General features: G+C 70.3%; 7 protein-coding genes. All 7 read right to left on the minus strand.

The window, feature by feature from the left end; genetic code table 11:
- Positions 1–4 precede the first annotated feature (4 nt).
- Positions 5–853, minus strand: coding sequence for a TatD family hydrolase (locus ACFWHU_RS01570; RefSeq protein WP_385804079.1), 849 nt, complete (start codon positions 851–853; stop codon positions 5–7).
- Positions 853–1,503, minus strand: a complete 651-nt coding sequence (locus ACFWHU_RS01575) for an EboA domain-containing protein (RefSeq protein ID WP_387223137.1) — start codon at positions 1,501–1,503, stop codon at positions 853–855. The genes ACFWHU_RS01570 and ACFWHU_RS01575 overlap by 1 nt, the downstream gene beginning before the upstream one ends.
- The gene (locus ACFWHU_RS01580; protein WP_387223139.1) at positions 1,500–2,345 is read right to left on the minus strand and encodes a sugar phosphate isomerase/epimerase family protein; all 846 of its coding nucleotides are present in this window, start codon (positions 2,343–2,345) and stop codon (positions 1,500–1,502) included. Before ACFWHU_RS01580 ends, ACFWHU_RS01575 begins: the two co-directional genes overlap by 4 nt.
- Positions 2,342–3,880, minus strand: coding sequence for a UbiA family prenyltransferase (locus ACFWHU_RS01585; RefSeq protein WP_387223142.1), 1,539 nt, complete (start codon positions 3,878–3,880; stop codon positions 2,342–2,344). The genes ACFWHU_RS01580 and ACFWHU_RS01585 overlap by 4 nt, the downstream gene beginning before the upstream one ends.
- Positions 3,877–5,004: an inositol-3-phosphate synthase gene (locus ACFWHU_RS01590; RefSeq protein ID WP_385804070.1), complete on the minus strand. Its 1,128-nt coding sequence runs from the start codon at positions 5,002–5,004 to the stop codon at positions 3,877–3,879. The genes ACFWHU_RS01585 and ACFWHU_RS01590 overlap by 4 nt, the downstream gene beginning before the upstream one ends.
- Before the next feature lie 130 nt (positions 5,005–5,134).
- Positions 5,135–8,812 carry a ThuA domain-containing protein gene (locus ACFWHU_RS01595; protein WP_387223947.1) on the minus strand — a complete coding sequence of 1,226 codons (3,678 nt, stop codon included), beginning with the start codon at positions 8,810–8,812 and terminating at the stop codon, positions 5,135–5,137.
- A gap of 273 nt (positions 8,813–9,085) precedes the next feature.
- Positions 9,086–12,790 carry a ThuA domain-containing protein gene (locus tag ACFWHU_RS01600; protein ID WP_385804065.1) on the minus strand — a complete coding sequence of 1,235 codons (3,705 nt, stop codon included), beginning with the start codon at positions 12,788–12,790 and terminating at the stop codon, positions 9,086–9,088.
- Between the last annotated feature and the right edge of the window lie 40 nt (positions 12,791–12,830).

Below are 12,830 nucleotides of genomic sequence, written 5' to 3' on the forward strand. Positions count from 1 at the left end.
GGGCTCACTCCCCGCCGCGGAGGATGGAGTTGCCCTCGTGCAGGGCCTCCGGCGCGGGTACGTCGAGCTGGAGTCTGCCGCTGAGGCCGTAGAACGCGACGGGGTTGCGCCACAGCACCTTGTCGACGTCGTCGTCGGAGAAACCGGCGGCGAGCATCGCGTCGGCGACCTTGCGGGTCTTGAGCGGGTCGCTCTTGCCCCAGTCGGCCGCGGAGTTGACGAGGACGCGGTCGGTGCCGTGTGCGCGCAGCACGGCGACCATCCGGTCCTCGTCCATCTTGGTGTCGGGGTAGATGGAGAAGCCGAGCCAACTGCCGGACTCCGCCGCGTCCTTGACCGTGGTCTCGTTGAGGTGGTCGAGCAGGACGTGCTCGGGGTCGAGGTTCGACTCGCGTACCACGTCGATGGTGCGGCGCAGTCCGGTCAGCTTGTCGCGGTGCGGGGTGTGGACCATCGCGGGCAGCGCGTACTCGGCGGCGAGCTGGAGCTGGGTGGCGAGCGCGACGTCCTCGGCGGGGGTCATGGAGTCGTAGCCGATCTCGCCGACGGCGACGACGCCGTCCTTGACGAGGTAGCGCGGCAGCTCGTCAAGGACGGGGGTGCAGCGGGGGTCGTTCGCCTCTTTGGGGTTGAGGGCGAGCGTGCAGTGGTGCGCGATGCCGTACTGCGCGGCGCGGAACGGCTCCCAGCCGAGCAGCGCGTCGAAGTAGTCGAAGAAACTGGCGGGCGAGGTGCGGGGCTGGCCGAGCCAGAAGGACGGCTCGACGAGCGCACGGACTCCGGAGGCGTACATGGCCTGGTAGTCGTCCGTGGTGCGGGAGGTCATGTGGATGTGGGGGTCGAAGATGCGCATCAGGACTCCTCGCCGGTCATGTTCAGTACGCGGTGCAGGTCGGCGGGTACCGACCGGCCCGCCGCGGTCCGCTCGGACGCGAAGTCGGACAGCATCCGGGCGAGTTCGGTGTCGCCGTCGGCGCGGTGTTCCGCGCCGGCGACGGCGGCCACGGGCACGCCGGTGAAGAGGCACTTCAGTACGGCGTGCCGCCAGGCGTGCGGGTCGAGATGGTCGGCCGCGTACGGGCCGACGGCCGCCTCGACGAGCGTGGTGTCGTTGGTGCGCAGGGCGTCCTCGACGAGCGGCACGGCCTCGGGGCCGGGGACGAGGTGCGGGAGCGTCAGCAGTACGGCGCGGCGCTCGGCGGCGGTGCCGCGCTGGTAGAGGCGGGTGAGGGTGTCGACGTCGGCGGCGGCCCGGCGGAGCAGCAGGGTGCGCACGGTGTCGGCGTTCTCCTGGCCGCAGTGGCGGCCGGCGGCGGCGAAGCGGAGTTCCCAGCGGGGGACGGCAACGTTGTCGGGCCCATTGCCCGACTCCGCCGCCTCCGCCGCTTCGGCGAGTGCCTGGTCGAGCCAGGCGACGGCCTTCGCGTCGAGCCGCCCGTCGAATCCGTCGGGTCCGTCGGGTCCGTCGGGTCCGTCAGGTCCGTGGCTGGGCAGGCGGTTCATGCCGATGCTCCCTTCGAGCGCAGGAAGTCCAGGGAGGTGCGAGCCATTTCGGGGCCGGCGTGCGAGTGGCGGGGCAACTCCACGACGGTCAGGCCCTGGTAGCCGGTGGCGTCGAGCGCGGCCAGTACGGGCGGGAAGTCGATCTCGCCGTCCCCGAACGGGAGATGCTCGTGCACGCCGCGCCGCATGTCCTCGATCTGTACGTGGCGCAGCCAGGGGCCGGCGTCCCGGACGCAGTCGGCGGGCGGGGCGGGCTCCAGACACTGGCAGTGGCCGATGTCGAGCGTCAGACCGAGGGGTTCGGGGTCGCCGAGGAGCGTTCTGAGGCGGTGGAAGCCGGCGATGTCGGCGAGGAGATGGCCGGGTTCGGGCTCGATGGCGACGGGGACACCGGCAGCCTCGGCGGCGTCGATAACCGGGGTGATCGACTCCTCCAGCCGCTTCCAGGCGGTGTCCGGGTCGGTGCCGTCGGGGGTGATGCCGCTGAAGCAGTGGACGGCGTGCGCGCCGAGGTCGGCGGCCACCTGCACGGCGGTGACGAGCAGTCCGGTGCGGGCGGCGCGTGCCTCGGGGTCGGCGTCGAGCAGGGTGGGCCCGTGCTTGCGGCGCGGGTCGAGTACGTAGCGGGCGCCGGTCTCGACGGTGACGCCCAGACCGAGATCGGTCAGCCGCGCGGCCACCTTGCTTGTGCGGGCCGCGAGTTCGGGGGCGAGCGGGTCGAGATGCATGTGGTCGAGGGTCAGCCCGACCCCGTCGTACCCGAGGTCGGCGAGCAGCGCGAGCGCGTCGTCCAGGCGCAGATCGGTGAGCCCGTTGGTGCCGTATCCGTAGCGGATGGTCATGTCACACTCACCCTCTTCGCGAGCTTCCTGGCCAGCGGCACGAGCCCCATGACGACGAGTCCGATCCCGGGGGCCCCGCCGCGTGCCGCGAGCGCGGCCTGGAACGGGATCATCGCCCGGATGCCACCGCCGACCGCGCGCTGGGTGAGCTGCGGAGACGGGTTGAGCGCGGCGTGCAGGAATGCCTGCCCGGCGGTGGCGACGAAGGCTGCGGCGAGCGCGGGGGTGACGAGCCCCGGTGGTCCGGTGTCGGTACGGCGCAGGCCGACCAGGGCGCCGAGCACCCCGGTGACGACGAGCGCGGCGAGCGGCGCCCCGACGGACCCGCCGTAGACCTCTCTGCGCGAGACGGTGGTGACGGCGACGGTGTGGACGCCGAGGAGTGCGGCGGGAACGAGTGCGGCACGGGGTACGGCGTGCCGTCCGGAGGGCGGGCCGGATCCGGTGACCGCCGCGGCGGTCGCGGCGGCTGCCAGGGCGGCGTCGAGCGATGCAGTCGCCGTCGGCCACACACCGGAACCGGCCCCCGGTACGGCGCGCTTGGAGGCCAGGGGCTCGACGGGGCCGCCGGCCCGGATCGTCGTACGGCCCCGAGGGGCCGGTCCGCTCGTCTGCCCGAGGACCGAGGCCCGGCGGGGCGGCGAGAGGCGGGCCGTCGAGGCGGCGGCCTCGGTCGCGGGACGGCTCACCGAGCCGGTGAACTTGCTCGCCAAAGAGGTCCGTCCGGGGCCGGCCGTCGAGTCACCCGCCCACGCGGACAGACGTCCCAGCACACCCGGCCGCGCGGGCGACGAGGTACGACGGGAGGTCGAGGCAGCGGCCTCCGCCACCGGGCCGGGCGTCGGGCCACTCGCCCACGCCGACAGACCGGTCAGCACACCCGGGCCCATGGACGGCGAGAGGCGGGCGGTCGAGGCGGCGGGCTCGGACGGCGGACGGGCCACCGAGCCGGTGGGTCCGTTCGCCGAGCTCTCCACCGCGGTCCGACCGGGCCCGGCCCACGCCGACAGACGTGCCAGTACACCCCGCCGCGCGGGCGACGGGGCGGCGGCCCCCACCACCGGGCCGGCCTTCGAGCCGCGAGACGCCGCGCGCGTCGCCGTCGCTCCCAGCAGTACGTCCAGTGTTCTCGCCGCGCCCATCGCCACCGGGCCCGCCGCCGTGTGTTTGAGGCGGAGGTCGTACGCCCAGACCGTGGCCGCCAGGGCCGTGCTCAGCGCCAGGGCCGGGCGGCCCGCGCGGGAGGCCAGCAGCAGGCCGGTGGCCGTCAGGCCACCCGCCGCCGCCAGTGCGGCGTTCGGGGTGATGCGGCCCGAGGGGATCGGGCGGTGCGGGCGCTCGACGGCGTCCTCGTCGCGGTCCGCCCAGTCGTTGAGCGCCATCCCCGCCTCGTACAGGCAGAGCGACGCCCCGACGGCGAGCGCGGTACCGCGGTTGGGCCGGACTCCGGCGGACGCCGCGCCGGCCAGGGCGTCGCCCGGGACCGTGAACAGCGCGGACACCCGCAGGAGTTCGGCCCAGGCGCGCAAGCTCACTTGCTCTCCTTCAGGCGCTCGGCGAAGGAGAGCAGCGCGTCGAACTGTTCGGCGAGCGCGGCGGGTCCGCCGTCCGGGTCCTTGAAGTAGAAGCCCAGCTCGGGCAGCGGCCCGCTCAGCCCGGCCTCGTGGGCGCGGGCGACCAGCCGGGCCAGGTCCAGGACGAGCGGCGCGGCGAGCGCCGAGTCGCAGCCCTGCCAGATGGTCTGGAGGATCATGCGGGAGCCGAGGAACCCGTCGAAGGCGATGTGGTCCCAGGCGGTCTTCCACTCACCGAGCGCGGGCACGTCGTCGATGTGCACCTCGCCCTCGGGCGCGATCCCGAGCGTGTCGGCGAGGACCCGCTCCTTGCCCGCGTTCTTGGCGGCGGCAGCCGCCGGGTCGGCCAGCGCCGCTCCGTCCCCGCCGCCCAGCAGGTTGGTGCCCGACCAGGCCCTGACGTCGAGGGCGCGCTGGACGAACATCGGGGCGAGCACGGAACGGAGCAGCGTCTGGCCTGTCTTGCCGTCGCGGCCGGCGTGGGGAAGTCCACTGGCCTCGACGGCGTCCGCGAGGGCCGCGCTCCGCAGCCCTGTCGACGGGGTGAAGTTCACGTAGGAGCAGCCGGCCTTGATCGCGGCGGCGGCGTAGAGGGAGCTGGCGGGCAGCCGCGGGTCGTCGGCGGCGGGCTCGGGCTCGGTGGAGGAGACGTTGACGACGACGGCGCGTACGACGCCGGTGCGCCGGATGAAGGCGGTGATGTCGTCGGCGAACGCGGCTATCAGTTCGTCGTCGTCGCGGGTGTCGCCGGGCATCGGCCCGCCGATGCGTATCTCCGCGTCGGCCGCCTCGAGTTCGGCGGCGATCGTGTTGGGCAGGCCGTGCGGGAGGACGCCCGCGGCGGTGAGTGCTTCGGCCCGCTTCGGCAGGGGGCAGCTCGCGGTGTCGTGTCCGCCGAAGACCAGCGAGGACAGTGCCGGGAGGCCCGAGTCCGCGAAGGGCGGGGTCTCGGCGACCATGCCGGTCGCGGGATGGAGCCCCGCGGTGACCGCCGCGCAGCCGGCGACGGCTGTCGTCGCGACGGAGCCGCGTGCTCCTACGAACCAGACTCCGGTACGTCCTGCAGTCGAATCGTTGGTGGTCACGGGCTGCCTCCCTGCCGGGTGGGTGTGTTGGTAGACGGCGGGCGGGGGGTACGGCGCCTCCCCGCCCGCCGCCGGCTGGCGGCCGGCCTCCTGGTGGGTTCGCCAGGAGGCCGGGTGGTCCTCCGAGGTACTAGGAGGCCAGTTCCTTCAGTTGGATGTTGCGGAACGCGACCTGATCGTCGGCACCGTGGTTCTGGATGCCGATGTGGCCGTCCTTCAGGCTGCGGACGGGGTCGGTGTTGGTGAAGTCGTTGATCTTGACTCCGTTGAGGATGATCTGGACCCGCTCACCCTGCACCTTGATCTCGTAGTTGTTCCACTGGCCCGGAGGCCGCAGAACCTGGTCCCTGGCCTTGATGTTGGCCGACTTGAAGCCGTAGATCGCGCCGGTGGTGCGGTCGACCGCGTCCGTGGCGTCGATCTGGATCTCATAGCCGTTGTTGACGGCCGACCAGGGGTCGTCGGAGGCCGGGAAGCCGATGAAGACACCGGAGTTGTCGTCCCCGTCCATCTTCCAGTCCATCTTCAGCGAGTACGAGCCGAGCTCCTTGGCCTGGTACCAGAGCATGCCCATGCCGCCCTCGGTGTGCAGCTCGCCGCCACCGATGTTGAACTTGCCCGGGCCCGCCTGCTTCCAGCCCGCCAGGGTCTTGCCGTTGAAGATGTCCCGGTAGCCGGTGTTGGGCTTGCAGTCGGCCTTGACCTGGCCGGCCGCGTACCGCAGACCGCCGAGCAGGTGCTCACGGAACGCCGGTTCGGCGTACGACGCCTTGGTGTGGCCGCCACCGGTGTAGAAGGACCGGCCACCTTCGAACGTCTGGCACCAGGCGATCGGGTGGTCGCCCTTCATCGTGCCGCCCTGGTAGGTGGTCTCGTCGAGGGTGGCGAGGACCTTCACGTTCGAGCGGGGGTTGTCACGGTAGTTGTACCACTCGTCCGTGCGCTGCCACTCGTCTTCCAGGTGTCCGGTGGACGGGTGGTCGTGGTCCTCGACCCGCACGGTGGCTTCCTGGATCTGCGGGTGCCCGGAGAAGTAGGCACCGACCAGCTTGCCGTAGTAGGCCCAGTCGTACTCGGTGTCCGACGCGGCGTGCACGCCCATGTAGGCGCCGCCGGTGGAGATGTAGTACTCGAAGGCCTTCTGCTGTTCGGGGTTCAGGACGTCACCGGTGGTGGAGAGGAAGACCACCGCGTCGTACCGGGCGAGGTTGTTGGTGGTGAACTGCGCCGCGGTCTCGGTGGCGTCGATCGTGATGTTGCTGGTCTTGCCCAGTTCCTTGAGGGCCGCGATCCCCTCCGGGATGGCGTCGTGCCGGAACCCGGCGGTCTTGGAGAAGACGAGGACCCGCTTCTCGGTCTTGCCGGCGGCCTGGTCGCTGATCTCGAAGTCGTCGAGGTCGTAGAGCGCGCCCTGACCGCCCTTGAAGACGAGGAACAGCTCCGTGGTGGCCTTGGGCACCGAGCGCAGCGGTACGTCGATGTCCTGGAAGGTGTCCCAGCTGCCGGTCACCGGGATCGGCGCGGAGCCGAGGAGCTTGCCGGTGGCGGAGCCCGTACGCACTTCGAGGAATCCACCCGAGCCGCCGGAGGAGACCCGGGCGGTGAGGGTCTTGGACCCGGTCAGGTTGTACGGCGTGAAGGAGATCCAGTCGTCGTTGTCGATGTCTCCGACGGTCTTGCCGCCGTTGGCCGACGCCTTGTCGTAGGTCTTGATGCCCGAGGCGTGGGAGAAGTGCTCGGCCTGCCGGTGGCGGGGCTGGAGCTGGACCTGGTCGTGCGTGGTGAGCGCGGCCTGGCCGCCGCCCCCGCCGTCGGTGTACTCGGCGTCGATCACACCGAAGATGTCGGCGTTGGGGTCGTGCTCGCCGTCCGCCGGGGCGGTGATGGTGCCTTCACAGCCCTTGGCCGAGGTGATCGGGTGGCCGTGGCTGTCGTGGCCGAGGATGTAGTTGACGGTGACCTTGGAGCAGTCGATCGGACCGTCCTCAGGGTCGGTGACGGTGACCTTGAAGGGCAGCTTGTCGCCGAACTTGAAGAGGGCGCCGTCGGCGGGCACGGTGAGCTTCACCTTGGGCGCGGTGTTGCCGACCACGATCTTGACGGACGAGTTGCCGGTGTTCCCGTCGGGGTCCGTGGCGGTCAGCGTCGCGGTGTAGGTGCCGTTCTTCTTGTACGCGTAGCTGGGGTTGGGCTCGGTGGACTTGCCACCGTCGCCGAAGTCCCAGGCGTAGGTGATCTCGTCACCGTCCGGGTCGACGGTGCCCGCGGAGGAGAAGTTCGCCCGCAGCGGCGCCGTTCCCGACGTCTTGCTGGAGGTGGCCTTGGCCACCGGGGCCCGGCCGTTGGCTATGTTCTCGATCCGGTAGACGGCCGAGTTCTCGTCGCCGCCGAACCAGGCGCGGCCGTAGTCGAGGACGTAGAGCGCGCCGTCGGGGCCGAACTCCATGTCCATGACCTGGGTACCGGTCCACGGGAAGTCGTGGATGCTGTTGACGGTGCCGTCGGCGTCCTTCTCGATGCGCTTGATCCACTCGCGGCCGAACTCGCCGGCGAAGAAGTCCCCGTCGTACTCCTCGGGGAACTTCGCCGCGGACTCCAGGTCCGGGTCGAAGTTGTAGACCGGGCCGCCCATCGGGGACTCGGAGCCGTCGCCGAACTCCGGGACGCTGTTCCCGTTGTAGGGGATCCAGGCGGCCTGGGACGGCGGCAGGTCGGTGAGACCGGTGTTGTGCGGCGACTCGTTCTTCGGCGCCGCGCAGTCGAACGCCGGGCCGGAGGTGCCGGTCGCGAAGTCGTAGTCGCGGTAGGCGTCGTTGTCGCCGGTGCAGTACGGCCAGCCGAAGTTGCCGGCCTCCGTCATGCGGGCGAACTCGACCTGGCCGGCCGGGCCGCGGGTCTCGGACGCCGCGCCCGCGTCGGGGCCGTACTCACCGACGTAGACGATGCCGGTCTTCTGGTCGACGTTGATGCGGAAGGGGTTGCGGAAACCCATCCCGTAGATCTCGGGGCGCGTCTTGGCGGTGCCGGGGGCGAAGAGGTTGCCCTCGGGGACGGTGTACGAACCGTCGTCGGCGACCTTGATCCGCAGGACCTTGCCACGCAGGTCGTTGGTGTTGCCGGAGGTACGCCGGGCGTCGAAGGCCGGGTTGCGGTTGGAGCGTTCGTCGATCGGCGTGTAGCCGTCGGAGGCGAAGGGGTTGGTGTCGTCACCCGTCGACAGGTAGAGGTTGCCGTCCGCGTCGAAGGCGATGTCGCCACCGACGTGGCAGCACAGGCCGCGGTTGGTCTCGATGTCGAGAACCTTCTTCTCGCTGGCCTTGTCGAGGGTGCCGTCCTCCTTCAGCGTGAATCGGGAGAGCCGGTTGTACCCGTCGAAGGCGGCGAAGTCGGCAGCCGTGCCCGTCTCGGGTGCGTCACCGGCGGGGGTGTCGAGCACCGGGGAGTAGTAGAGGTAGATCGCGCGGTTCTCGGCGAAGTCGGGGTCGATACCGACGCCTTGGAGGCCTTCCTCGTCGTGCGTGTACACGTCGAGTTTGCCCGCGACCTTGGTGTCGCCGGCGGCGTCGGTGATGCGGAGCGTGCCGTCGCGCGAGGTGTGCAGGACCTGGCGGTCCGGCAGGACGGCGAGCGACATCGGCTCGCCGACCTCGTCGGCACCCTTGGCGAGGGCGACCTGCTGGAAGGAGTCGTCCGTCGGGTGGGGATCGTCCGGGTGCGCGGCGGCGGGGACGGCGGAGATGGTGCCGGCGATCAGTGCGCCGGCCACGAGCGCGAGGAGGGATCTGGATCTATGACGTCTTCTGGGCACGAAAGTCCTCCGGGGGTGGGGCTGTTCGTACGTGCGGGTGCCGAGGGACGCCGAAGCGCCGCTCTCGACGTGCTGGGACATGTCCTGTGCGAGCAACGTGCCCCCTACATCTCGCTGGACGTTAGCCCGGTTGGTCCGTGCCGGAAAGACCTTGCGCAGCAATTGGGTTCAACTTTTTCCTGGTTGAGGACAAAGGAAGAAATGGCAGACCGGACGGCCCGGCGGTGGCTGCTGGCCACCGCCGGGCACATCCCGGTCACCTCACCGTGCCGACTACGCAGGCCCCTCCTTGAGCTGGATGTTCCGGAAGGAGACCTGGTCGTCCGCGCCGTGGTTCTGAAGGCCGATGTGGCCGTCCTTCAGGCTGCGGACAGGGTCGGTGTTGGTGAAGTCGTTGATCTCGACTCCGTTGAGGAACACCTGGAGGCGCTCCCCGTCGACCCTGAACTCGTAGCTGTTCCACTCACCCGGCGGCTTCAGCGCCTTGTCCCGCGCCTCGATGTCGGCGGCCTGGAATCCGTACACCGATCCCGTGGTGCGGTCGTCGGCGTCGGTGGCGTCGATCTGGACCTCGTAGCCGTTGTTCACGGCCGAGTTGACGTCGTCGGAGGCCGGGAAGCCCACGAAGACACCGGAGTTGTCGTCGCCTTCCATCTTCCAGTCGAGCTTGAGTGAGTACGAGGAGAGTTCCTTGGCCTCGTACCAGAGCAGGCCCATGCCGCCCTGGGAACGCAGTTCACCGTCGACGATGTCGAATTGACCCGGTCCGGCCTGCTTCCAGCCGTCCAGCGTCTCGCCGTCGAAGATGTCCGTGTACCCGGGGTCCGGGTCGGTGCCGCCCGCCGGTGTGCAGTCGGCCTCGACCTGTCCGGTGGCGTACTTCAGTCCGCCGAGCAGATGGTCGCGGAAGGCCGGTTCGGCGTACGACTCCTTGGTGTGGCCGCCACCGGTGTAGAACGACCGGCCGCCGTCGTAGGTCTGGCACCAGGCGATCGGGTGGTCGCCCGACATGTTGCCGCCCTCGTAGCTCGACTCGTCCAGCGAGGCGAGTACGCGTGCCTTCTCACGGGGGTTGGTGCGGTAGTTGTACCACTCGTCCGTACGGTCCCAGGTGTCCTCCAGATGGGCCGTGGCCGGGTGCTCGTGGTCCTCGACCTTCACGGTGGCGGGCTGGATCGCCGGGTGGGAGTCGAAGTACGCCCCCACCAGACCACCGTAGAACTCCCACTCGTACTCGGTGTCGGCCGCGGCGTGGACACCCAGATAACCGCCTCCCCCGGAGACGTACTCCTCGAACGCCGTCTGCTGCTCGGCGTTCAGCACGTCACCGGTGGTGGAGAGGAACGCCACCGCGTCGTAGTTCGCGAGGTTGTCGGCCGTGAACGCGCCCGCGTCCTCCGTGGACTCGACCGTGATCTCGGTGGACTCCCCCAGCTCCTTCAGGGCCTGGGTGCCGGCCTCGATGGAGTCGTGACGGAAGCCCGCCGTCTTGGAGAAGACCAGGACACGCTCGCCGGCCGCGGCGGGCGCTTCCCCGGTGATCTCGAAGTCGTCCACGTCGAAGAGGTCGCCCTCGCCGCCCTTGAACGTCAGGACGAGATCGGTCGTCTCCGCCGGGGCGCCGGTCAGGGCCACCTCGACGTCCTCGAACGTGGTCCAGCCGCCGGTGACGGGCACCTCGGCCGAGCCGAGGACCTCGCCGTCGGCCGCGCCCGCCCGCACCTCGAGGGTGCCGCCGGCGCCGCCGGAGGAGACCCGCGCGGTGAGCTTGGCGGCCCCGGCCAGGTGGTACGGCTCGAAGGAGATCCAGTCGCCGTTCGAGATACCGCCGACGGTCTTGCCGCCGTTGGCTCCCTCACGATCCGTCACGGTGGTGCCGGACGAGTCGTTGGCGTGCTCCGCCTGGCGGTGCCTCGGCTGGATCTCGGACTGGCCGTGACCGGTGAGCGAGGCCTGGCCGCCGCCCCCGCCGTCGGTGTACTCGGCGTCGATCACACCGAAGATATTGGCGTTGGGATCGTGTTCGGCGTCGGCGGGCGCCGTGATGGTGCCCTCGCAGCCGGTCTTCGAGGTGATCGGGTGACCGTGGCTGTCGTGGCCGAGGATGTAACGGACGGTGACCTTGGAGCAGTCGATGTCCTCCCCGTCCTCCGGGTCGGTCACGGTGACCTTGAACGGCAGTTCGTCACCGAAGCTGAACAGCGTGCCCGGCGCGGGCAGTTCCAGCTTCACCTCGGGTGCGGTGTTGCCGACGACGACCTGCACGGACGCGGTGCCGGTGAGCCCTCCGGGGTCCTTCGCGGTGACGGTCGCCGAGTAGGTGCCGTTCTCCTCGAAGGTGTGGGTCGGGTTCGGCTCGGTGGAGGTTCCTCCGTCGCCGAAGTCCCATTCGTATGTCAGCTCGTCACCGTCGGCGTCCTCGGTGCCCTCCGACGAGAAGGCCACCTCCATCGGTCCGGTGCCGGACGTCTTGTCCGCCTTGGCGACGGCGACCGGCGAGTATCCCTCGGTGGCGTTCTCGATGCGGTACAGCGCCGAGTGCTCGTCGCCGCCGAAGAAGCCGGTGCCGTAGTCCAGGACGTAGAGCGCGCCGTCGGGGCCGAACTCCTGGTCCATGACCTGGGTGCCGGACCAGGGGAAGTCGTTGATCGAGTCGACCGTGCCGTCGGCACCCTGGTCGATGCGCTTGATCCACTTGCGGCCGAACTCGCCGGCGAAGAAGTTCCCGTCGTACTCCTCGGGGAACTTGACCGGGGAGTCGAGGTCCGCGTCGTAGTTGTAGACGGGACCGCCCATCGGGGACTCGGAGCCGTCGCCGAACTCCGGGACGCTGTTGCCGTCGTACGGGATCCAGGCTGCCTGGGACGGCGGCAGGTCGGTGAGGCCGGTGTTGTGCGGCGAGTCGTTCTTGGGCGCCGCACAGTCGAAGGCCGCACCGGATTCGCCGGTGCCGAAGTCGTAGTCCTTGAAGGGCTCGTTGTCGCCGGTGCAGTACGGCCAGCCGAAGTTGCCCGCCTCGGTGACACGTGCGAACTCGACCTGTCCGGCCGGACCGCGGTCCGGGTCGGCCGCGCCCGCGTCGGGACCGTAGTCACCGACGTAGACGATGCCCGTCTCCTTGTCGACGGAGATCCGGAACGGGTTGCGGAAGCCCATGGCGTAGATCTCGGGCTTCGTCTTCTCCGTGCCGGGGGCGAACAGGTTGCCGTCGGGCACGGTGTACGAGCCGTCGTCGGCGACCTTGATACGCAGCACCTTGCCGCGCAGGTCGTTGGTGTTGCCCGAGGAACGCCGGGCGTCGAACGCGGGGTTGCGGTCCGGCCGGTCGTCGATCGGCGTGTAGCCGTCGGAGGCGAAGGGGTTGGTGTCGTCACCGGTCGACAGGTAGAGGTTGCCGTCCGCGTCGAAGGCGATGTCACCGCCGACGTGGCAGCAGGTGCCGCGTGAGGCGGGCACGTCGAGGACCTTCTTCTCGCTCGCCTCGTCGAGGGTGCCGTCCTCGTTCAGCGTGAAGCGCGAGAGCCGGTTGACCCCGTCGAAGGGGGCGAAGTCGGCGGCGGAACCCGTTTCGGGCGCGTCGCCGGCGGGGGTGTCGAGTTTGGGCGCGTAGTAGAGGTAGATGGCCCGGTTCTGGGCGAAGCCGGGGTCCACGCCGACTCCTTGGAGTCCTTCCTCGTCGTGGCTGTAGACATCGAGGGTGCCGGACACCTTGGTGGTGCCGCCCTCGTCGGTGATACGCAGTGTGCCGTCGCGCGAGGTGTGCAGGACCTGGCGGTCGGGAAGTACCGCCAGGGTCATGGGCTCACCGGCTTCTTCGGCGCCCTTTGCCAGGGTCACCTGCTGAAACGTGGGGGCGGCGGCCTGTCTTCCGGGGTCGGCGGCGTTGGCCGGCACGGCGCTGAGGGTCGACCCCGCGAGCAGGGCGCCGGTCAGCAGTGCGAGAAAGGAGCGGCCTCTGGGACGTCGTTGACTGTGCACGAGAGTCCTCCGGTAGTGCCTGTCGTACGTGCGGGTCCGA

Source organism: Streptomyces sp. NPDC060366, from assembly GCF_042725135.1.
Taxonomy (GTDB): Bacteria; Actinomycetota; Actinomycetes; order Streptomycetales; family Streptomycetaceae; genus Streptomyces.

Bases quoted from the DNA above. Each gene is read 5' to 3' on its own strand.
- ACFWHU_RS01570 (WP_385804079.1), bottom strand. From the start codon at position 853: ATGCGCATCTTCGACCCCCACATCCACATGACCTCCCGCACCACGGAC.
- ACFWHU_RS01575 (WP_387223137.1), bottom strand. From the start codon at position 1,503: ATGAACCGCCTGCCCAGCCACGGACCTGACGGACCCGACGGACCCGAC.
- ACFWHU_RS01580 (WP_387223139.1), bottom strand. From the start codon at position 2,345: ATGACCATCCGCTACGGATACGGCACCAACGGGCTCACCGATCTGCGC.